Below are 21,473 nucleotides of genomic sequence, written 5' to 3'. Positions count from 1 at the left end.
CGAGTTTGTCTCGGAGAAACCGTCCTGGCACGAGATTTGCGATGATGCATCGCAGTCAGAGGGGCATCCACCTGTCCCTGAATAAGGTAGGCGAGTGACCTGCTTGATCTGAAATCAACTTCTCAAGAGAAACTGGCTTTCAATCTTATGATTTTAATGGGAGGAAGATTTTCCCGACCAGGAAACATACCATCTCCAATCTCGATAAATCCCCACTTCTTATAAAATGGTACGGCGTTGAGGGTTGCCTCGATGATGACTTCATGGGTGCCGTTGGAGCGGGCATCCTCAAGTGCGAGTTTCATGAGAGCTGCCCCAACGCCATATCCTGTGAAGTCTGCATCGACAAATAGTCGTTTCACTTCACCTGGCTCGCCATGGGAAAACCCGATGGCTTGTTCATCGATTTCGGCAATCCAGATGAGGCCTTCTTCACAATCAGATCGATAGTCTTCAATAGTGCGGCCATGCATCCAGCTATCCACAACTTCTTGTGAATAGGGGATCGGCGCCAAGTCACGGGTAGAGGCTGATATGAGAGAGAATACTGCTGCTCTATCGTTAGCCTTGGAACGGCGATATATGATGCTTGGTGTCTCTGCTGAGATAGCCATCTCTCACCTCAATGGTCTGTTCTTTGAGCATGTGGAATGGGCAGGATAGGGGAGATGCGTTCAGCCTGACAGAGCCAAATCAGCTTCATTTAATAAAAAATGAGGCTACTAATTTTTTGTTCTGGGAAATATCAGATTTTGATTTTTTCTTCTTCTTTCACTTCAGATGCATGCCACCCGACTTCGGCTTGTGGGATTGCATCCGTCTGATGAAAATAAGGTTTGATATCCAGTAACGGTGTGCCATCAAGGCAGTCGATATAGCGAATTTTCAATCGATCCGGCAGAACATCCAGCAATTCCACAACAGAAATTGAGATCGGATTTGGTCTATTGGGAGAGCGCAACGCGAAGGTTCCATGGATACTTTCGGCAAATTTCGGACGCTGTTGAACGAGGGTGCGCATGGCCTCGTGCATCCAATAGAAAACAATGACATGGCTGCAGGTCTCAAGTGATTTCAGCGCTGGCCTGAACTCTTCTTTCACATGCACATAAGCGATTTCATCGGTTTTTCTGCCATTGCGAGGGCAATCTGCGCGGGTTTGGAAAGGTGTTTCGATGTGACCAATGAAACTGAGCCAGGCGTCCTGGGTCAGGCAATTGGCATCAAGCTCTAGTTCTCCGGGGCGCACGGGCATGATCTAATATCCTGCTGACTGAGTGGATTGTTCAAGTTTGAAGTAAATTTTAGCTATCTTTTCAAGGTATTATCATAAAAGCTGGCTGTTGTGTTTAGTCAATTCTACAGATGTGACGTTTATTCTCAATCTATCCTGTCTTGAAAAGCTGGTGGGTCTCGTGGATTTACCGAGGTAGAACTATGTATGCAGCACTTAAGACCGAATTGGTCGATATGAAATTGTTGGACGGTGAAAGCGGACGTGGGAAGAGTGACGAACTGGTTCGTCATGTATCGAGCTTGTTTGCGCTGACTTCCGAGCACTGCACCGATGAACAGATTTACACTTATGATGTTGTTTTGCAGCGTTTGGCAGACGTCGTTGATGTTGATGGACGTGCCTTTGCATCGAACAAGTTATGTATGTTGCAAAATGCTCCCTATGGTCTGATGCGACGCTTTGCGTTCGATGTTATCAGAGTTGCCGGACCGGTTTTGCGTAAATCTCCTGTTTTGAGTGATCAGGATTTGCTCGATGTAAGCGATGAACGCGGGGCCGATCATATGTTGGCGATTTCCTGTCGCAAGGATTTGTCTGCGAAAGTAACCGATTTGTTGATCCACTATGCTCATGGACCGGTATTGATGCAGTTGGCGGCGAATGGTCGGGCGCAGATCTCTCAAAAAGGAATGGCGTTCTTGCGGCAAATGGCGGCCAATGATGCGAAGATGGCGGAAAGCCTGAAACAACGTCAGGCCCAACATGATCAATTGCGACTGGTGAAAAATCCTACTAGCCCATTGGCACAAGAATTGAATTTGACTGAGATCATGCGAGATTTGGAAGCCCGAATTCCGCCAGACAAACTGGATCTTTCACTGGATCCGTATCTGGCTCGCTACAAATTCGAGGCATCTGCCGTGCGGGCGAAGGATCTGGAGAAAAAATCCCGATTGAATGAAACCAGTCTTCTTCGCTATGCAGGACATGATCAGTTTGCTGATGTGATATGTGGTATCGCCCTGATGTCCGGTATTTCCTACAAGATTATCGCGCGGATGATGTCTTCGCTGCATTGGGAACAGGTTTTGTGCCTGTTCAAGGTCATGCGGTTTTCAGATCGTTTGGTGAGCGAGCTTTTGTGTTGTGGCCCGTGGAAGTTGCGTTTATCTCGCAACCAATGCATCGCAATTCTGAAGCAATATCGACAGATGAGTGTTGAAGAAGCCCATGCAAAAGTGCTTTTATGGTCTCAGAATGGTATTATCCTTGATTGATTAAGGATGGGCTTACCAAATTCATGCAATAACTTGGAGAAATATTTGCCAGTTGGCATGAATGGGACAAAAAGGGACGGTCATGCATGTAACCGCATTTCGAATTTTCGTGCGAGATCTTGCTGTCGCACGAGAATTCTACGCAAATAATTTGCAATGGCCCATGGTTTGGGATCGCTCTGAACAAGGTGCTGTCGGATTTGAGCCGGGAATGCTCGTAATCATAGAGGAAGAGGATGCTGAAGGTCCGCAATCCTCGCTCATTGGTCGTTTTACCGGCTTGTCTTTGGCAGTGGATAATCTGCCGGAGATCTATAAATTGCTCAAATCACGTGGCGTTCCATTCGTTGCTCCACCTGAACGTCAATTCTGGGGCGGATCTCTGGCGCATTTTATTGACCCATCAGGCAATATCGTCAGTTTGGTTGAGTAATTTCCTGATGATTTGAATAGTCTGAAGAGACGGGTTTGGATGCCATCTTCTGTTGCTGCCAGAAGGTGGCATTTTTTGTTGTGGTTTCAGTTGCCATAAAAAAACGGGCTTTTGTGCCCGTTTTGTTTGAACATTCCAATGAAATCTATGAGATCAGGATGCCTGTTTCAGATCATAGCTGGTAACCAGTTCTCGCAGATGATCAATGATCTGCGGAGCCAGATCTTCTCTATCCAGACCATAGGCAATGTTGGCCTCGAGGAAGCCGGATTTGGAACCGCAGTCGTAGGTGGTACCCTTGAAAATAAGGCCGGAAAATTCCTGATCGTTGTTGAGTTTGATCATCGCATCGGTCAACTGAATTTCACCGCCGCTGCCAGGGGTTTGCGTTTCCAGATAGTCAAAGATTTCGGGTTGAAGGATGTAGCGGCCAGACAAGATCAGATTGGAAGGCGCTGTGCCAGGAGCGGGTTTTTCGATCATGCTCTCAATCTCGACACTGCCGTTCTGACGAGGACCTTTTTTAACCACACCATATTTATGGGTCTCTTCCATTGGCACTTCTTCCAGTGCGACAACATTGCCCTGGCGCTTGTGATAGATTTCCATCATGTCTGACAGACAGCCAGTTGGAGATTTCATGATCATGTCTGGCAACAACAGAGCAAATGGTTCATTGCCGACGAGATCACGTGCGCATTGAACAGCGTGTCCCAGCCCCAATGGCTGTTGCTGGCGTGTAAAACTGGTGCGACCAGCTTTGGGAAGATCCTGACGCAATTCTTCCAGAACATCGAGTTTTTGGCGCTGAATCAGTGTTTGTTCCAACTCTACCTGAACATCGAAATGGTCTTCGATCACCGCCTTGTTGCGGCCTGTAACAAAAATGAAATGCTCAATACCCGCTTTCTTTGCTTCATCCACTACATATTGGATAACCGGTCTGTCGACGATCGTCAGCATTTCTTTTGGCATGGCTTTGGTTGCTGGCAGAAAACGTGTACCAAGACCTGCAACCGGAAAAACAGCTTTGCGAATGCGTTGTGCCATTGTGATCCCCATTTCTTACCATCCGCTGCTGATTACTCCAGCGGACTGGCTCATTTTTTTATTGCTGGTGTTTGTCATTTTTTTGACATCCAGCAAGAGATTTGTCCGTATGTCCGGAAATCTCGTTTAATATCGGAATCCACGCCTCCCACAGACGTAGACATTTCGTGCAGGATATATGCAAGGTTTTAATAAAGGCCGAGTGAACAGTCAATTTGCGGTAATAGAGGAGCGCTAAACTGGCAAAAATCGGATTAAAGTAAATGATTTCCTAACTTGTTCCATATTTGATTGGCAAGAAGAGGTTGGGTGCCTTTGTGTTATTGATGAGGAACAGATATGCGGCGTGGCTTTTTGAAAGTTTTGGGCAAATTGGGCCGATCTTGCGGTGTTGCCAAACCCGCATTGTTGGCAATGACCCTTTTTATGGGATCCACTGCGGCATTTGGACAGAATGCCCAGGGTTTTGACCGTTGGGTCCGCAATTTTTGGCCAACCGCGCAGGCGAATGGTATTACTGCAGCGACCTATAATGCAGCCTTTGCTGGTGCCAAATATGACCCCTCCGTGATCCGCAGGGCGACCAATCAACCGGAATTTGTCAAGCCGATCTGGTCCTATCTAGATAGTGCTGCCAGTGCGACACGCATCAAGAATGGCCGTAAGATGAAGCAGAAATATGCGAATCTGCTCCGCCAACTTGAGGCTCGGTATGGGGTGGATCAACATATTTTGTTGGCTATCTGGGGCATGGAAAGTGCGTATGGTGCTATTTTTAAGAACAAGAAATTGATCAAGCCGACAATCCAATCTTTGGCCATGCTTGGATATGCGGATCGCAGGCGTTCCAAATTTGGCAAGACCCAATTGATTGCTGCTTTGAAAATTTTGCAGAACGGTGATGTGAAACCATCGCAGATGATGGGATCGTGGGCCGGGGCCATGGGGCATACCCAATTCATCCCGACGACTTATCTGGCCAAAGCTGCTGATTTTGATGGTGATGGACGACGTGATATCTGGAATTCCATTCCTGATGCTCTGGCGTCGACGGCCAATTTGCTGGCGACAGCGGGCTGGCAAACTGGCAAGACGTGGGGTTACGAAGTTCAGCTGCCACGCAGTTTCTCGTTTGAGCTGGCCAATGGCAAGATCACAAAGAGCCTTGCTGATTGGCAACGCATGGGAGTTTCTCGTGTTCATGGCAAGACATTCCCGCGCCCTACCGATATGGCGCAGTTGATTTTGCCTGCAGGTTATAAAGGTCCCGCTTTCCTGATCCTCAAGAATTTTGCCATGATCAAGCGTTATAACAATGCGACATCTTATGCTCTGGGAGTTGGGCATCTGGCGGATCGTATTCGTGGTGGTGGTACGTTTGTTCAGGCTTGGCCACGGTCAGACAGGGTTCTGACGCGGTCCGAGCGAAAAGAAGTGCAAACTCTTCTCAATCGGGCCGGATATGATACAGGCGGCATAGATGGTCGCTTGGGTTCAAAGTCAAAATCTGCTATTCGCCATTGGCAGAAGCGCCGTGGATTGGTACCGGATGGATTCGCGTCCGGGGCCTTGCTACAGGCTTTGCGCGCACGATAGTGTGTTATAGGTGCGGTTGCCTGTTCTGAGAGTGGATAATTGAAGCGATGACTGTTATGGGCCGAAAAAACTTGGCGCGCCGTGCGGGCCGGGGAGTGACATTGGGTGTTGCCATGTCGCTGTTAGTCAGTGCTGTTGCGCTGGCTGCGCCCAAGTCAGATGATTTTGTATCCAAGTCTTCGTCTTCATCTTCGATTGACCTTTCCTCATCATCGGGTCCGCGCGTTGGTACAGATGACGGTAGAATAATCGTTGCTCAAAATTTCTTTCAGCGTTTGTTCGGGATTGGGAGCAAGAAGAAAAAACCATCTGCGCAAAAACAGAAGAAGAGGGGGGGAACGAAAAAATCTCGTTCTACTACACCTCCAGCAGTCAAAACTGTTCCCAAGGATCCCGATGCTGCGGTTATTGCGGTCTTTGGTGATGAGTTCTCGCAAGATATCGCTTTTGGTTTGCGAGATGCATTTGCAAAGACACCTGATGTGAAGGTGGATATTCATAGTGTACGGAATACGGGCTTGTTGCATCGTGCCACGAGGAACCCATTAGCGGATCTGACTCCATTAATCGAGAGTAAGCCCTTTACCTTCGCAGTGGTTATGGTTGGTTTGAATGATCGGGGAAAATTTCCTGCTGTGAAGAATGAAGAAGGTGAAGTGGTGCGTGAGGCCATTGCGTTTCAAGAGCCTGGTTGGGAAGGTCTCTATGCCAAGCGTATTGATGCCGTGCGTATAAGTCTGCAGAATAAGGAAAAGCCTGTTTACTGGGTTGGCTTGCCTCCGGTAAAAAGTGCCAAGCTGACAATCGAGCTGAATTATCTCAATGATATCATACGATCTCGCCTGATTGAACGAGACGAGCGTTTCATTGATATCTGGGATGCCTTCTCCAATGAAGATGGTGACTATGTGCGCCGTGGACCTGATCTGTCTGGTCAGGATAAGAATTTGCGTCATAAAACGGGTATTCGATTTACTGCAGCAGGACGGCGAAAATTGGCCTTCTTTGTCGAAAAGCTGGTGATTCGAGCTTTGTCCCAATCCGTTGATGAAGCGGCACTACCTGACTTTCTATCATCCGATGACGAGGCTGCTCTCAAGGAAGGACGAGGAGATCGGCGTGGTATCTTCGTGGTTCGCCAACCGCCAGTGGATGCGACAAAGCTGATTGCACCGGGTGACAAGATTGTTATCAATAATCAGAATAAAGAGCTGGGAAATCCCGGAGCTGGCGTGCCTGATCTGCGGGTGGATGATTTCTCCTGGCCTGTAAAAAGTCAATAATTGAGGGTCGATAGAGACTGTTTCTCAATCGTGATCACTTGAAGCACTTCTTGCAATCGTTGAAACGCGAGTAGTGGTTTCGCTCTTTGTTTCGATGCGAGTTCTTATCCAAAAAGTGCTTCAGCTTTTCGGGAATACGCTCTAAATTGAGATCGACACGAAAGAAATTTGCTCTTGTGCTGAAAACTGTCTAAAAGGCGGGAAAGGTGCGAACTCTTTCAAGCGCCCAATCGCCCCAACTTTCAGGATAGCTCATGTCCGTCACAATCAAGCCGGATCAGTCCTTTTTTCACTCTCTCGCCGATATTGCGGGAGAGACTGTTCTACCTTTTTTCCGCCGTTCCATTGTCATTGAAAACAAGGAGCAGGATGACTTTGATCCCGTGACGGAAGCAGATCGTGAGGCCGAGCGCCGAATGCGCGAAATGATTGCGGGGACTTTTCCCGAAGATGGCATTCTCGGCGAGGAATTTGAGTCTGAACGTCTGGATGCTGACGGTCTTTGGGTGCTGGATCCCATTGATGGAACCCGCGCTTTTATTTCCGGTCTACCAGTTTGGGGAACCTTGATCGGCTATCGTCATATGGATGGGACTCATATGGGGATGATGAGCCAACCTTTTACTTCTGAACGTTATTTTGGCGATGGCAAACAGAGCTTTTACGTCGGCCCAGATGGGAAACGTGCCATTGAAAGCCGTTCTTGTGCCAGCCTGTCTGATGCGACCTTGTTTACCACCACACCCACTCTGTTCAATGAGCAAGAGCGTGCAGCCTATGACAAAGTGGAAGCAGCCTGTCGATTGCCTCGTTATGGTGTCGACTGCTATGCATATTGCATGGTTGCACTCGGTATGGCTGATATCGTGATTGAAACCGCTTTGAAGCCGGTTGATATTGCTCCGCTCATTCCCGTTGTGGAAGGGGCTGGTGGGATTGTAACCAATTGGCAGGGTGGTTCAGCCTTTGATGGTGGTCAGGTGGTTGCCAGTGGAGACAAGGATTTGCATGAGCAGGTTCTTGAGATGTTGACCTCAGGCTAAGGTTTATGCCAGTCCTTTGGACAGGCGCGGCTTTTTCAAATATTGGTTATCTCAATCATCTTTGGAGCCTGGGATGAAGGCGTCAAAGGCAGCCCAAAACTGCTCCCGATAGATGTTTTTTTCCATGAGAATTTCGTGACGGCTGCCTGCAATGGTAATAGCGTGACCACAGCGCATGGTTTGCGCCAGGATTGCAGTAGCTTTGGAGCTGACGATTTGATCAAAGCCGACAGGCATCATGAGGGTTGGTGTGTGGACGGCAGACTGAAAGTCGCTCGATTGCAGATTACTCATTGCTTTACAGGCTTCATGGACCCATTGAAAAGTTGGTCCGGCGATGCCTTTTTCGGGATAAGCTTCCAGAAATAGTCGATTGCGGTCATAGCGTGGACCATCTGATGTCAGCGGATTGGTGTCAAAAGACCAACTCCCGGTGACTGATCTCTTATCGACGCCCAATGCAAATTTCTGCCCCATCATCAGTAGTCTGGCCAAACCAGTCAGTCGGCGGATGGTGATTTGGGAGACACGCTTACCGAGGATTTTTCGACGATCGGTTGCCAATTGAACCAATGGTGCGGACAGGGCTGCACGGTCAAAGATGGTTCTAAGGCGCGGCAATTGGTTCAGGAGGATCAAGGCTCCCATGGAGTGAGCCAGAGCGAAAAATGGTCGTGGGCAATCAGGAAGTACTTGTTCGTGCAAAAATTGCTCCAAATCCCGACCATAATCTGAAAATCTGCCAATATGACCTTTGCGTGGATTCTCCAGCAGGCGATCGGAGCCGCCCTGTCCACGCCAGTCAAATGTGGCGACGGCAAAACCCTTTGCGCGCAGCTCGCTTACAACTTCATAGTATTTTTCGATATATTCGGCGCGCCCCTGAAGCAAACAGATCGTGCCTCTGGGTGTGGGAGTTGTTGCGGGCCAAAGTGCGGTTCGAACAATGTGGTCATCAAAGGCTTGCATTTCCCTGCATTTGCCGTCTTTCAGCTCGGGAAAAGTCTCAATCTGTTCAAGCCGCATAATGATGTCCGTGTGTCCGCCGTCGTTGACCTATTTTAACTGGAACTATAGCAGGCGGTAAGGGGAAATTCTCCAGAGTCCCCCGAAAGAAATGTATTCTTTTCTTTCATTTGGCAAAATGATATCAGGCACGCAGGTGCGAGCCTGATATCATTGTTGCTGGGATGGGAAATTAGTAGTACCAGAAAGGCTGACGTGGTGGTACATAGCCATTGTCCCAACCATAGCGATGGTAAGGAATCGGACGGGCACGCTGAATGATTCTTTTCTTCACGATACGTCCGTTATAAGCATTGACCTTCAGGCGAACTAATCGGTTGCGACGATCATAGGCTTTGGCTTTGTAGAACTTGCCTTTGATCTTCATGCCATGGACATCATAAAATCCATGATTGCGAATGATCCGGGCAATACGGCGTGGACGAATTTTCTGCTTCTTGTATTTTCTTGGTTTCTCATAGCGTATGGGGGCGACATTGCCGCGCTCATCGGTCGAAATGGTGAAACTGCCATTGGGACCGTGAAAACCAAAGGTCAAACCATTGGCATGAGCGGGGAGGGCGCTGGTGGCTATAGCGACGAGCATGGAAAGTGCGAGTGCGGTTCTTTTCATCTTTCTATTCCCTTCTTTGTTTTTATTCTGCCCCGGATATCGGCTTTGATCCCTTGAGTGCGGGCTTGTTTCCCGTGCTTTCTTTGTTTGTGAGATCAGATTAACAAAGCCGAGCTGAATGAAACTGGAAGGGGATGTTCATCTGGAGTTTAGCAACATGGCAGCAATGAGGAGATATTGTGGCAAGTAGAAAGTCTGAATTTTGGCTGATTTTTACGTGCGGCTTTATTGATTGAATTTCTTCTCATGGGTAGGTCTTGAAATCACAGATCATGGTTTCCATATCAATTGTACCGAAGGCCAGGACGGCTTCGGCGCATGTTGATCTCGCCACTATCCGGGAGATTGGCTTATCTATTTTACCATTCGCATATGTTGCTCAAAGGAGGACATTGTTATGCGTCATTTTGATCTGAGCCCACTTTATCGTTCTACCGTTGGATTTGATAAACTCTTCTCCATGCTGGATACCGCTTCTGGTGTTGAGGGAAGTGCCTCGTCTTACCCTCCATACAATATCGAGCGTCTAGCGGAGAATTCCTATCGTATCACCATGGCCGTGGCCGGTTTTACCGAAGAAGATCTGAGCATTGAGGTGAAGGAAAATGCTCTGACCGTGATCGGTGAGAAGGCAAGTGAAGCTGAGGGTGAGAAAGATTACCTGCATCGTGGCATTGCCGCCCGTGCATTTGAGCGCCGCTTCCAATTGGCCGATTATATGCGCGTCGATAGTGCCAGTATGGAGCATGGTTTACTCCATGTTGATTTGACCCGCGAACTGCCCGAGGCAAAGAAACCACGGCAGATTGAAATCAAGGGGTCCGGTTCCAGTAAGACACTTGAAGGAACCACCCACTAAATACCTGACCGGGAGGGGCTGATTGATCAGTGGTGAGCATTGTCGCCTCCCGGTTCCCCTTTCTTAGTTCCCTCGCTTGTAGATCCATTCCTCCCAGGATCTGCAGCCCCACTTGAGGCGCCTTTGGCGCCTCTTTTTTTATGCGGTGTTCAGGGTAAGTGATCAGATCAAAAGATCTTCCAGCATGCTTTGCCATTTATGGGGTTGTCTGCCTGCTTTGCCCATGGCTTGCGCTCCGAAATAAAGATGTAGTACAGCTTGGGCTTTGTCTTCCTTGGCATTATCTTGCATGGCAGGGCGATGATTGGAGATTTGCCCATAGATTGCGCGATAGAGACGGTCGGCCATGGCATTGGTCCGTTGAGCGACTTCCGCGTCTGTTGGGGCCAGTTCGACCATGGCGTTGCAGATAAAGCAGCCGCGGCGAGCAGCTTCGCTTTTCTGTTCACTCTCAACATCGTTTCCAAAGAGTGGCATCAATGTTTGAGTGAGATCCGGATCATCGGCTTGGTTCAGCGTTGAGACTGATTGGCTAACGACTTGCTGGTCGTAAAAATCCAGAGCAGCGAGATAGACAGATCGCTTGTCCACAAATGCTTTATAGAAACTACCCCGGGTCAAACCCATGGCTTTGAGCAAGTCTGGCAGATTGGTGGCGCCATATCCTTGCGCCCAGAAAATCTCCATTGCGCCTTGCAGCGCTTGGTCCATTTCAAATTCTCTTGGGCGGGCCATTTTTAGAAATCTTTCGCGTCTGTGTCTTTTCAAGACTTAGCAGCTTTGATCTCTCCTCACAATTATTTGTTTTGTACCATTTGGTTCCTAATTCTATATTCCATTTGTCTTCAAGACACAGGCACCAAGGCCATCTGATCTTCCTGTCAGATAGCCTATGTCGATTCCGGTCCTGGTGCCTCATCTCAGACCTTCATTCCCAGGGGCCGGGTCGAACGAGGAGATATAAAATGAAAGCTGTTCGTCATTTGATTACTGGCCTTGCCGTTTCTGCCGCTCTTGCCACTTCTGCTCTGGCAGCAGGCGTTGATGTGAATGCTTCCAGCACCGGCCTTGGTTTGCAGGGCTATGATCCGGTTGCCTATTTCACACAAGGCAAGCCAACCAAGGGTAACTGGAAAATTACCGCGACTTACAATGATGCGACCTATCGCTTTGCGTCTGAAGAGCATAAAGCAAAATTCGAAGCCAACCCAGGTGCCTATCTGCCGCAATATGGTGGCTATTGTGCCTTTGGTGCAGCAATGGGCTTCAAGTTTGATGGTGATCCGAATCTTTGGAAAATCGTCAAGAACAAGCTCTATTTGAATATCTCGCAGGACATTCAGAAAGAATGGGAAGGCAAGACTGCTCAATTCATTCCTCAGGCCAATGACAAATGGATCAAGATTGTTGACAAAGAGCCTGCCGAGCTTCTGGCGCAATAAACTTGAACGATGGAGCCACGAAAAACCGAGCTTGCTGTTTGCGAGCTCGGTTTTTGCATTTTTACTTCTTGAACAAACCGATCAGTCCTTCAGGAAATCAAGGAACTGATCGACATCCTGGTCTGTCGTGCGATAGGAGCAGACGAGACGATAGAGCCCAAATCCGTCTTGCGGCTTATCCTCTTCTGCCAGAGTGTTCTCTGGCCATTCGTGGAATGCGGCACCGGCGGTCTCAAGCTTTGCGGCCAGATCTGTTGGCAGATAGACGAAGACCTCATTTGATTGGCTATCCCAAGCCAATTGTGCCTTTTTGCTTTTCTGGATTCCCGCGATGAGGTTTGACGCCATGGTGTTGGCATGGCGGGCGTTTGCCAGCCAGTGATCATCTTTGAAATATCCATCAAATTGAGCGGCTGCAAAACGCATCTTGGAGAAGAGATGACCTGCGCGTTTGCGACGATATTCAAAGTTCTTGCCCAGTTGCTTGTTGAAGAAAACAACAGCTTCTGCGGCCCAGGCACCATTTTTGGTCGCGCCAAAGGAGAGCATGTCAACACCTGCTTTCCAGGTCATTTCGGCAGGAGTACAGTCAAGAGAGACAAGCGCATTGGCAAAGCGAGCACCATCCATATGCAATGCCAGCTCGCGGCTTTTGGCCAAGTCGGACATTGCCTCGATTTCCTTGACTGAGTAGGCTGTGCCAGCTTCTGTTGCCTGGGAAAGAGAAATGGCATTTGCCATGCCGTGATGGACGACGCCTTGCGGAATCTCTTCGAAGCCGTTCTTGATACTGTCTGGTGTCAGCTTGCAATGGCGGCCTTCCAGCCCCCACATGCGTGCGCCGGAGGAGAGAAACTCTGGAGCGCCGCATTCATCAACGCGGATATGGGCTTCCTTGTGACAGAAGACGGCACCACCGGGTCCTGTAGCGCAAGACAGGGATAATGCGTTTGCCGCCGTGCCTGTAGCAACCATCCAGACATCACAGTCGGTCTCAAATATATCGCGGAATTTTTGGGTGATCTGGTCTGTGAGTGGATCGCCCCCATAGGCGGGGCTATAGCCATCATTGTGGCGGGCAAGAGCATCCATGATCGGCTGGGAAGCACCAGCCCAGTTGTCACTGGCAAAAAACATTGGGTATGACCTTATGAGATCGAGGTAGGTGGCTCACTATCTCTTCCTCAATCTCATAAGGCAAGTCATTGATGTGTCCGACTATCAATCCTGTGTATTGCGATCCGACCAGACCTTGGACAGGAGATAATCGATGGAGATTTTACCAGGCCCTTTGATGATCAGATAGAGCAGTGGGAAGATCCAAAGCAGACGTTGGTCGGCGATCTCGGCATTATGTTGCTGATCGAAGAATGCGCCGATGGTCTCGGTTCCGACGCCATGCAAATTGATGTCGACAAAAGTCATGACAGCAATCACACCGATGAAAGCAAGGCTGGACAGGCGCGTAAAAAGGCCTGCCACAATCGTGATTGGCAAGACGATCTCGGCAATGGTACCAGCGATAACAATGATGGTCCAAGGAAAGAAGGCGATCTTGGACGTGTCATACACCACTGCTTCGGCGATATGCGGAATGATCTGGGCATAGGCCCCCGCATCGGGTGAAAAGAGACCGAAGATGCCTTCACCCAATTTGCTGATACCAGCATTGAAGAAGAGGAAAAACAGCACGCTGGCAAAGACGAGGCGTGCAACAAGGCCCAGAAACCAACCATTGAGAGCGGACTCAACAGCTTGAAAAATGCGAGAGTGCAGATTCTGCAATTGATTTATCAGCGTCATTTTTATTCGGTCTTTCAAATCAAGATGTTGGGTAATTGGTTCTAACTGGCTAGTTCAAGACTATGAAGGGCACCGGTTTCCAATAGGCCCCCCAAATTCTGGGCCAAATCGAAATTCTCATTGGTTTCGGAAGCATGTTCTGCTGCTACTGACAGACTGTTGCCTGACATCAAGGCTTCAATGAAAGCTCCACCACCCTCAGGTAAGGCGATGACAATAATATCCAAAGCTGGACGTGTGATCAGCACATTTTCTGGCTTTACCATGATATCCGCCATATGGGTGCCTGGATCATCTGTCTTGTGAGCTGCCCATATGGAATGGATCGGATAATCGGATTTGACCAGACGACAGGCTGGATGGAATTTGAAGACCACATCGCCCAAGCGCTCTTGAGGAACGGTTTGCAGCGCAACCGGATCCATCGGTGTTGCATCCGCAGAATGATAGCTTTGCAACCAGGCCTGCTCCAGTCTTGCGATGTCGGGCAGATAGGGTACATCTTGAACCGGCTCGAAACCTTGTAGAAAATCGGGGTAATCCTTGCCATATTCTGCCAGCATAGCACAAATGGGTGGTGTATGGCGCACATAGACAGGCGTCATGGCGCGGAAGAATTCCTCGCCTACCAATTCATTGACCACCGGATAGGCCGCCATCAAGGATTCGGTCAGTCCAACAATGACATTGTTACGATAGACATTGTAACGTTTGTTGGCCTTTTTGCCCTTGGCGGGACCAACCACATCGGCAGGTGTTGGCATTTCGGCTTCAAGCAGCCCTTTGGAAAAGACTGCCTGATCAACTATCAGGGGAGGCAGCTCGGGAAGACGTGATGCATTATCCACATTATCCTGCATGACGGATCTCCGCCTGTTTATCCGCTGCCTTGATTTTTTCCTCTGCACGCATGGCTTCTGCAAATAGCACATCCCATGCCGGGATATTGGCATCCCATTCAATCAGGGTTGGAACCGGGCCGGAACGTGCCAGAGCGTGATCATACAAATCCCAGACGGCTTCAGCGACTTGTGCATCATGGCTGTCAATGAGCAGCAATTCACCTTCATCATCTTCGTCGCGGGCAAAACCCGCCAGATGAATTTCGCCGACATGTTCTATCGGAAATGCATCAAGATATGCTACGGGATCATAATTCTGGTTTGTGGCTGAGACATAGACATTATTGACGTCCAGAAGCAGGCCACATTGGGTCTTCTCTACCACTTTCTCCAGAAATGCGATCTCTGTCATGGTTGACGAGGCAAAGGCCACATAGACGGATGGATTCTCTAGTAGAATCCTTCGGCCCAAGTGATTTTGCAGCTGATCGACATGTTCGATCACGCGCTCCATACTATCTTCGCGATAGGGAACGGGTAGCAGATCATTGAAAAAAAGCTCGTCATGGCTGGACCATGCCAAATGTTCTGAGAACAAACCAGGCTTGTAGCGGTCATTGAGCATTTTCAGCCGGTCTATATGGTCTTGCTTTAGCGGCTGATCGGCTCCAATGGAGGCCGCAACGCCATGCAAGGATAGCGGATAACGACTTGCAATCTCCGAGAGATAATGCAGAGGCGGCCCTCCGGCTCCCATATAATTTTCCGGATGAACCTCAAACCAGCCAATGTCGGGATTTGTTTCAAGGATCGTTTGGTAGTGTTCTGCCTTGAGCCCGACCCCGGCTCGCGCCGGGATCGGTTTAGGTGCCAAGGCAGACATCGGATTGTGCGATGTCATTTCTATCGTCCTATGTCATTCTGCTCTGGGGGAGCAGAAAGTGAACTTAAGATTTGATAGGCTCAAGGCTACCCATGCCGTTAGGGGTTTTCATGGTGGCGCAAGTGCCTTTTTTAACCAGTTTCCATGCATTACCCTGATAGTCAACGGTAGAGGTGCCTTTACAGGTGGTGCCTGGACCAGCAGCACAATCATTTTCACCTTTCAGTGCTACGCCATAGCATTTTTCCATTTCGGCAGCTTGTGCGCCGGTGGTGGATACGGTTGTCAGTGCGCCAGCAGATACTACGGTTGCAACTGCGCCTGCGATTACTGCTGCGGAAAATGATTTCTTAGACATGGAAGTCTCCCAGATCGTGTTTTAAAACTGATGTCGCCGGCTCTCTCAGTGTTCCTTGCCAGCGAACGAGGCCATACTGTCCCCTTTGCTGATCAATGGGAAATGAATTGGATGTGAGAGGCATTTCACCAGCGCTCACAAACGCGTGAGAATTTACGTTATATCTATGAAAGTATAATAAAATCATGATGTTATATGTTGATTGGGTTGGGTGATTTTTAGCTGGGGCGGTGTAAAATACCCAAAATCGAGTTTTGAGGCTGGTGAAAACAATCTGATTGTTAAGAAAGTATGTTGGATTGCTTGACTTATTGTGCAATGCAATGTAATTGTTGCAGTGCGATATTTATCGCAGCCCTATATGGGCGTTTCCTCCTTAGACTTTCAGGGCCGTTATGCGGCCCTTTCTTTTTGCCTGAATTTCACTTTGCCGACTACAGACGTGCTTACACATGCTTGTTTCATACGGTTCTGCGCCCGAATGATGCTTTGGCCCAATGGGTCCAATAGTCCACATGCTCAGATGATTTGTGAGTTTTATTCAGCTGCTGCCTTGGTAGGGCGGAAGAGGCGACTGGTAGAGAGTTGTAGTTGCTCTGAGAAATTTGTCATGGCTTTCTGAATGGCCGCAAAGTTTACTCCAGGGCAGATTGTTTCTTCGTCCATATACAGCGCACGGTTCAACTCGATCTGCAAAGCGTGCAGACCTTTGGTTGGTCGGCCATAGTGCTGGGTGATGAACCCGCCAGCATAAGGATTGTTCAGCGCAACGTTGAAGCCAAGATCAGTGAGAATGGCATAAGCGGCTTCTGTGAGATCACTATGGCAGGAAATCCCATAACGATCTCCCAAAATGATATCCGGCTGCTGACCAGAGGGAAGATGGCGAAAAATGCGCGAGGGCATGGAGTGGCAATCAATCAGGCAGGCATATCCAAACTGCACATGTATGCGGGCCAATTGATGGCGTAGCATTTTATGGTAGGGCTTGTAATAGAGTTCGATGCGATCAAGAGCGTGCGCCAGACTAAGTTTATGTTTGTAGATTTCCTGATTCTCCGAGACTATGCGAGCAATGGTGCCAAGACCTGATCCCACCCTTGGTGTTTGACTTTTTGCATAGGGTGGCAGAGCCTCATTGAACATATGTGGATCAAGCTCATAAGGTTCCCGGTTCAAGTCCAGAAAAGCACGCGGGAAGTTTGCTGCCATCAAAGGAATGCCCTTGGAGGGAAGATCCGAGAATATCAGATCGATGAAAGCATCTTCCGAGCGACGCAATTGTGTTGCGTCCAGCTTGCTGGAATTTCGGAATTGATCAGGATAACAGCGTCCGGAGTGAGGGGAATTAAACAGGAAAGGTGCTGATTGAAGTACGGCCCGGGAAAAGGAATAAGGGTCTGTCAGGTCTGTTTTCTGTTCAAAATCCATATATCTGCGCTTAAGCTTCTTTCATTCAAGTCGGTCGATATTAGCGGATTCGAGTGCAAAAAGGGAGCGTAAAGGGGTCTGCATTTACAAAAAATCATCACATGGCTATGAATAGTGTCAGAATTCACCGGATTTTTACACCTTTCAAGTGAGATTGGGTGTTAAGTTTATCAGGATTTGGCAACGCTAGGACGGAATGTGATGTCGCAGATTTTGCTGGCAGAAGATGATAATGATATGCGCCGCTTTTTGGCGCGTGCGCTGCAGAATGCGGGCTATGAAGTTGTGTCGTATGACAATGGCAAGAGTGCTTATGATCGTTTGCGCGAAGAGCCGTTCAATCTGCTCTTGACCGATATTGTGATGCCGGAAATGGATGGTATCGAGCTGGCGCGTCGTGCAACAGAGCTGGACCCGGATCTGAAAGTGATGTTCATCACTGGTTTTGCGGCGGTTGCCCTGAACCCGGATTCACAAGCTCCAAAAGATGCCAAAGTGCTTTCAAAGCCATTTCATTTGCGTGATCTGGTCAATGAAGTGGGCAAGATGCTGGCAGCTTAAGAGCTCGTTTCCATTATATTTTGACAAAAGCCCGCCATTGTTGCGGGCTTTTATCTTGTTGGGGATTTTTCTCCGAAAGGGACTTGCATTTAGATCAGCAGGAAAGTAGAACCCTTTTCACCGCAAGGCATTATACAATGCCGATCAGGATGGGCGTATAGCTCAGCGGGAGAGCACTTCGTTGACATCGAAGGGGTCACTGGTTCAATCCCAGTTACGCCCACCATCCTTTCTTCTATCCCATTCCTACAGTTGTTTTGAAACTCGATGGTATTTCCATCTGTAGTCAATTGCTGAACATCGCGTTGGGGAGTAGAAGCGCAATTTCTGGCATGAATACCAGTAGCGTTAGCGTTACGATCATTGCGATCCAAAAGGGCATGATGCCTGCAAATATGGTTTCAATCTTCACATCCGGCACGACGCTTTTGACGATGAAGACGTTGACGCCGATAGGTGGTGAAATCAAACCCATCTCCAGAACGATGACCATCACCACACCCAGCCAGATCGGATCGAAACCCAGACCAGTGATCAATGGAAAAACAATGGGCAGAGTGATGACCAGCAGCGATAATCCTTCGATGAACATGCCGAGAATGACATAGCCCAGCAAGATGATGGTAAGGGTTCCATAGGCACCTAATGATAGATCGGTGACGGCACCTGCGATGGTCTCTGGCAGGTGGGATAATGCCACGAATGGAGCGAAAACGTTGGCTCCGATCAGGATGAAAAAGACCATACCAGTTGTCCGCAAACTCTCAGCCCCAACATCATAGAGAACGCGGAGATTGCATTTGCGGCGAATGATCAGCATGAACAGGGCAAAGAACGCACCAACGCCAGACGCTTCAACCGGTGTGAAGAAGCCGGTATAGATCCCGCCGATGGTGATCATGATGATGGTGGTGATGCCGCCAGCCTGAACAAGGCTGCGGAATTTCTCGTTCCGATCAAAACTCGGCCCACGTGGTCCTTCTTCTGGCCAGATGAAGGTGATGACCAGAATGGCGAGAATGAAGCATCCTGTCAGCAACAGGCCTGGTAGAACACCGGCAATGAACAGACGTCCGATGGATTCCTCAGTCAGTACCGCATAGATTACAAATCCGGTGGATGGCGGGATCAGGATCCCAAGAGTACCACCTGCTGCAATGGCGCCTGTTGCCAATCTCGCACCATAATTATGGCGACGCATCTCGGGATAAGATACCTTGCCCATTGTGATCGCGGATGCAATCGAGGAGCCGGAAAGAGCTGCGAAACCGGCGCAACCCAGTATGGTTGCGGTGGCAAGACCACCGCGCAGATGGCCGATTATCTTATAGGCTGCATTGAAGAGGTCTCTGCTCAGACCTGCAGCAGAGGCCAGATTTCCCATCAAGATGAAAAGCGGAATGATCGATAACTCATAGACAGTGACTGTTGCAAACACCTGTCCGCTCAGTGTGTAAGCTGCAGCCGATATGCCTGACATGATGGCTGTTCCTATAAAACCGACCAGCGTCAATGCCATGGCGACTGGCATACCCGATGCCAGCAGGCCGAATAGGGCCAGAAACCCTAGGGAACCAATTAACTCGACCGCCATTCTTTCACCATTTTGACAAAGAGCAACACGGCCGATGCAGCGGACCCTGCTGAGATTACATAATAGGATGGAGCAAAGGAGAGCTGCAGGAGCAATGTTGTTTCTCCAAAATCAGCCGCGCTGAGAGCATTGAGGGCAGACCGCCAGGCGATATAGGCAAGCATGATGATGCTAAGACCCGTTACCAACCAATTGGCACTTTTCTCCAAATAGGAGGGTGCCATTTTGATCAGTGTGTCGATGGCAATCAATCTACCCGCGAGAACGCAGAGGGGCAGGCTGATGGACACGACGATAGAAAGGCCAATCTGTGTGAGGTCATTCGCACCAAATATTGGACTGTCGAAAAAGGATCTCAGCAATGCGTCCCCGACAGACAGAAACATCATGAGAAACAGGGCCAGTGTACCGCTTCCAATGAGCAATACCTCAAGCCGCTTGAGCCACCGCCCATTCTGAAGAGAATGGGCGGTGTGGAAGTGGTCCTCATCATTCATCGAAATACTATTTCGATAGCTGCGAAACGATATCGGATGCGTCAACGCCAGTTTCATCAGATGTTTTGGCGATAAAGGCATCCAGAGCCGGTTTCATGGCTTTGCGGAACTCAGCCTCTGCAGCAGCGTCAATCTCGATCAGCTCGACCTTTGATTTTACAGCCAGATCCAGTCCTGCTTGACCAGCTTTGCGGAACTCTTCCGCGCCCTTCAGGCTGATCTTACGGCCAGTCAGATTGTCGAGTTCTTTCTTCTGTTTGTCATCAAGGGCATCCCAGCTGCTCTTGTTCATCAGCAGATAGAAGGTATCCAGCGCAGAAGGTAGATTGGTGGTGATGTATTTTGCGGTCTCATTCAGCTTGTAGGAACGAATGCCGGAAGGGCCGATCATGACTGCATCCAGAACACCTGTATTCATGGCGTTATAGGCTTCAGTCGTTGGCATGGACACCGGAATGCCACCCCATGCCTTGATTAGCTCAGCCATGATTGGGTTTGGTGAGCGGACTTTCAGACCTTTGAAGTCGCCCATGGTGCGGACAGGCTTCTTTCTTGTGATCAGAACAGATGGATTGTTGGCCCAGAGACCAAGCAGCTTTGTTGCTGCATATTCGTCTTTGAAAAGATCGATATGGTCCCACATCTTGTTGGTTGCAACTGTACCGTCAGCAAATAGGCCCGGTACATGCACCATGGCGGTTTTGCGGAACTGCTTGGGTGTATAGTCAGGAATGCCGAAAACAATGTCAGCGACGCCGGTCACAACACGCTTATATTGCTGAACCGGTCCTTTACCCAACTCGCCCGAGGGAAATACGCGAATGGTCAAAGATCCATTGGTCGCTTTTTCAATGTCACCTGCCAGAGGTGTCATGACCCCTTTGTCCATGGGGTGCATTGAGGGCATGAAATGTGCAGCTTTCAGTTCTGCTGCCTGAATGCTTTGTGGTCCGAGGCCGACAAAAGCAGCCAATGCGATCAATGCAGCAATGCTACGCTTTTTTTCGCTTCCTACCATCTTTTCCTCCCAGTAATGATGATATTGCTCCATAATGCTTAACATTGTTAATTAACTATGTTAAGTAAAAATTCGTACGCATCTGAATGTGATCATCTGATCATGGAAGGGTTTTGCAGGATGGCGGAACAATTCACGCTCCACAATCGTATTGGTTTCAAGGTCACCAGTTTGGCCAGGGTCATGGAATCTCGGTTTGAAAGAAAGCTGAAAAAACATAATGTTACTCGTCTGATGTGGTGCGTCTTGCGAGGCGTGGGTATGGAAGGCCAGTCCACACCGTCTCAGCTCGCCAGCTATATTGGTGTCGCCCGTCCGGCAATCTCCCGCCTGTTGAAGACCATGATGGACAGAGGTTTCATCGAGCGGCAATCCAAGGGTGAAGATGGGCGGGTCAGTGAAGTTGTTCTGACCGAGCTTGGGCAAAGCACCATGAAGGAATGTCACATTCTAGTTCGGGAATTGAACAATCACTATTCCAGCAAGTTGGACGACGAAGCCTTCGAGCAATTCATGCAGACCATTAATGTGCTGCTAGAAGGTGAAGACGAAACACTGATGCGTTTGTAACGCACCCCATCTCCAGCGCATGGACCAGATGGTATTTGTGAGGCAGGGTTTTGAAGC

Annotated in this window: 24 protein-coding genes and 1 tRNA gene; 10 read left to right on the top strand and 15 right to left on the bottom strand. The window is 49.0% G+C overall.

The window, feature by feature from the left end; translation table 11 throughout:
- Positions 1–122: 122 nt before the first annotated feature.
- Complete coding sequence (locus CRO57_RS09960; protein ID WP_097153093.1) at positions 123–614, bottom strand: GNAT family N-acetyltransferase; 492 nt, start codon at positions 612–614, stop codon at positions 123–125.
- Between the two features lie 131 nt (positions 615–745).
- Positions 746–1,255, bottom strand: coding sequence for a tRNA (N6-threonylcarbamoyladenosine(37)-N6)-methyltransferase TrmO (gene tsaA, locus CRO57_RS09955; RefSeq protein ID WP_097153092.1), 510 nt, complete (start codon positions 1,253–1,255; stop codon positions 746–748).
- A 182-nt stretch (positions 1,256–1,437) separates the two neighbouring features.
- Between tsaA and CRO57_RS09950 the strand changes: the two genes are divergently transcribed.
- Both CRO57_RS09950 and CRO57_RS09945 read left to right on the top strand, forming a co-directional pair.
- On the top strand, positions 1,438–2,514 hold the full coding sequence (locus CRO57_RS09950; protein ID WP_097153091.1) for a DUF2336 domain-containing protein: 1,077 nt from the start codon (positions 1,438–1,440) through the stop codon (positions 2,512–2,514).
- A gap of 82 nt (positions 2,515–2,596) precedes the next feature.
- Positions 2,597–2,947 carry a VOC family protein gene (locus CRO57_RS09945; RefSeq protein WP_170956018.1) on the top strand — a complete coding sequence of 117 codons (351 nt, stop codon included), beginning with the start codon at positions 2,597–2,599 and terminating at the stop codon, positions 2,945–2,947.
- Between the two features lie 153 nt (positions 2,948–3,100).
- Here the strand turns inward: CRO57_RS09945 and galU are convergent, their stop codons facing one another.
- Entirely contained in the window at positions 3,101–3,997 is an 897-nt protein-coding gene (gene galU, locus CRO57_RS09940; protein WP_097153089.1) for a UTP--glucose-1-phosphate uridylyltransferase GalU, read from the bottom strand.
- Between the two features lie 339 nt (positions 3,998–4,336).
- On the opposite strand from galU, the gene CRO57_RS09935 reads away from it, so the two are divergent.
- The 3 genes from CRO57_RS09935 to hisN all read left to right on the top strand — a co-directional run bounded on the left by CRO57_RS09935 (position 4,337) and on the right by hisN (position 7,919).
- On the top strand, positions 4,337–5,593 hold the full coding sequence (locus tag CRO57_RS09935; RefSeq protein WP_097153088.1) for a lytic murein transglycosylase: 1,257 nt from the start codon (positions 4,337–4,339) through the stop codon (positions 5,591–5,593).
- Between the two features lie 47 nt (positions 5,594–5,640).
- Positions 5,641–6,876: an SGNH/GDSL hydrolase family protein gene (locus CRO57_RS09930; RefSeq protein ID WP_097153087.1), complete on the top strand. Its 1,236-nt coding sequence runs from the start codon at positions 5,641–5,643 to the stop codon at positions 6,874–6,876.
- A 254-nt stretch (positions 6,877–7,130) separates the two neighbouring features.
- Positions 7,131–7,919, top strand: coding sequence for a histidinol-phosphatase (hisN, locus tag CRO57_RS09925; protein WP_097153086.1), 789 nt, complete (start codon positions 7,131–7,133; stop codon positions 7,917–7,919).
- Between the two features lie 51 nt (positions 7,920–7,970).
- On the opposite strand, the gene CRO57_RS09920 is transcribed toward hisN, so the two are convergent.
- Positions 7,971–8,945 (bottom strand): alpha/beta fold hydrolase, encoded by a 975-nt coding sequence (locus CRO57_RS09920; RefSeq protein ID WP_097153085.1) that lies wholly within the window; start codon positions 8,943–8,945, stop codon positions 7,971–7,973.
- A gap of 172 nt (positions 8,946–9,117) precedes the next feature.
- Entirely contained in the window at positions 9,118–9,558 is a 441-nt protein-coding gene (locus CRO57_RS09915; RefSeq protein ID WP_097153084.1) for a hypothetical protein, read from the bottom strand.
- A gap of 397 nt (positions 9,559–9,955) precedes the next feature.
- Between CRO57_RS09915 and CRO57_RS09910 the strand changes: the two genes are divergently transcribed.
- Positions 9,956–10,417 (top strand): Hsp20 family protein, encoded by a 462-nt coding sequence (locus CRO57_RS09910; protein ID WP_097153083.1) that lies wholly within the window; start codon positions 9,956–9,958, stop codon positions 10,415–10,417.
- 162 nt (positions 10,418–10,579) lie between these two features.
- On the opposite strand, the gene CRO57_RS09905 is transcribed toward CRO57_RS09910, so the two are convergent.
- The gene (locus tag CRO57_RS09905) at positions 10,580–11,128 is read right to left on the bottom strand and encodes a TetR/AcrR family transcriptional regulator (RefSeq protein WP_170956017.1); all 549 of its coding nucleotides are present in this window, start codon (positions 11,126–11,128) and stop codon (positions 10,580–10,582) included.
- Between the two features lie 254 nt (positions 11,129–11,382).
- Between CRO57_RS09905 and CRO57_RS09900 the strand changes: the two genes are divergently transcribed.
- On the top strand, positions 11,383–11,859 hold the full coding sequence (locus CRO57_RS09900; RefSeq protein ID WP_097153081.1) for a YHS domain-containing (seleno)protein: 477 nt from the start codon (positions 11,383–11,385) through the stop codon (positions 11,857–11,859).
- 81 nt (positions 11,860–11,940) lie between these two features.
- Here CRO57_RS09900 and CRO57_RS09895 read toward each other — a convergent pair whose 3' ends face one another.
- The 6 genes from CRO57_RS09895 to CRO57_RS09870 all read right to left on the bottom strand — a co-directional run bounded on the left by CRO57_RS09895 (position 11,941) and on the right by CRO57_RS09870 (position 17,176).
- Positions 11,941–12,996, bottom strand: coding sequence for a threonine aldolase family protein (locus CRO57_RS09895; RefSeq protein ID WP_097153080.1), 1,056 nt, complete (start codon positions 12,994–12,996; stop codon positions 11,941–11,943).
- An 84-nt stretch (positions 12,997–13,080) separates the two neighbouring features.
- Positions 13,081–13,662 (bottom strand): DoxX family protein, encoded by a 582-nt coding sequence (locus CRO57_RS09890; RefSeq protein WP_097153079.1) that lies wholly within the window; start codon positions 13,660–13,662, stop codon positions 13,081–13,083.
- Between the two features lie 41 nt (positions 13,663–13,703).
- Positions 13,704–14,522, bottom strand: a complete 819-nt coding sequence (locus tag CRO57_RS09885) for an HvfC/BufC N-terminal domain-containing protein (protein ID WP_170956016.1) — start codon at positions 14,520–14,522, stop codon at positions 13,704–13,706.
- Entirely contained in the window at positions 14,512–15,405 is an 894-nt protein-coding gene (gene bufB / locus CRO57_RS09880) for an MNIO family bufferin maturase (protein ID WP_244580047.1), read from the bottom strand. Before bufB ends, CRO57_RS09885 begins: the two co-directional genes overlap by 11 nt.
- A gap of 46 nt (positions 15,406–15,451) precedes the next feature.
- A complete protein-coding gene (locus CRO57_RS09875) occupies positions 15,452–15,745 on the bottom strand; it encodes a BufA1 family periplasmic bufferin-type metallophore (RefSeq protein ID WP_097153077.1) in 294 nt (97 codons plus the stop codon).
- 537 nt (positions 15,746–16,282) lie between these two features.
- Positions 16,283–17,176, bottom strand: a complete 894-nt coding sequence (locus tag CRO57_RS09870; protein ID WP_097153076.1) for an N-formylglutamate amidohydrolase — start codon at positions 17,174–17,176, stop codon at positions 16,283–16,285.
- A gap of 198 nt (positions 17,177–17,374) precedes the next feature.
- Between CRO57_RS09870 and cpdR the strand changes: the two genes are divergently transcribed.
- Together cpdR and CRO57_RS09860 are read left to right on the top strand one after the other, a co-directional pair.
- Complete coding sequence (gene cpdR / locus CRO57_RS09865; protein ID WP_097153075.1) at positions 17,375–17,737, top strand: cell cycle two-component system response regulator CpdR; 363 nt, start codon at positions 17,375–17,377, stop codon at positions 17,735–17,737.
- Between the two features lie 151 nt (positions 17,738–17,888).
- Positions 17,889–17,963, top strand: a tRNA-Val gene (locus tag CRO57_RS09860).
- 60 nt (positions 17,964–18,023) lie between these two features.
- Here the strand turns inward: CRO57_RS09860 and CRO57_RS09855 are convergent.
- From CRO57_RS09855 to CRO57_RS09845, 3 genes are all read right to left on the bottom strand, one after another.
- On the bottom strand, positions 18,024–19,331 hold the full coding sequence (locus tag CRO57_RS09855; protein ID WP_097153074.1) for a TRAP transporter large permease: 1,308 nt from the start codon (positions 19,329–19,331) through the stop codon (positions 18,024–18,026).
- Positions 19,316–19,720 carry a TRAP transporter small permease gene (locus tag CRO57_RS09850; RefSeq protein WP_170956014.1) on the bottom strand — a complete coding sequence of 135 codons (405 nt, stop codon included), beginning with the start codon at positions 19,718–19,720 and terminating at the stop codon, positions 19,316–19,318. The genes CRO57_RS09855 and CRO57_RS09850 overlap by 16 nt, the downstream gene beginning before the upstream one ends.
- A gap of 115 nt (positions 19,721–19,835) precedes the next feature.
- Entirely contained in the window at positions 19,836–20,846 is a 1,011-nt protein-coding gene (locus tag CRO57_RS09845) for a TRAP transporter substrate-binding protein (RefSeq protein WP_170956013.1), read from the bottom strand.
- Positions 20,847–20,966: 120 nt separating this feature from the next.
- Here CRO57_RS09845 and CRO57_RS09840 point away from each other — a divergent pair, with 120 nt between their 5' ends.
- On the top strand, positions 20,967–21,416 hold the full coding sequence (locus CRO57_RS09840) for a MarR family winged helix-turn-helix transcriptional regulator (RefSeq protein ID WP_170956012.1): 450 nt from the start codon (positions 20,967–20,969) through the stop codon (positions 21,414–21,416).
- Positions 21,417–21,473 lie beyond the last annotated feature (57 nt).

It is taken from the genome of Cohaesibacter gelatinilyticus (genome assembly GCF_900215605.1).
GTDB classification, from domain to species: Bacteria; Pseudomonadota; Alphaproteobacteria; order Rhizobiales; family Cohaesibacteraceae; genus Cohaesibacter; species Cohaesibacter gelatinilyticus.
The sequence above is the reverse complement of the archived record's forward strand: the minus strand, read 5'-3'. Positions and strand labels throughout refer to the sequence as shown.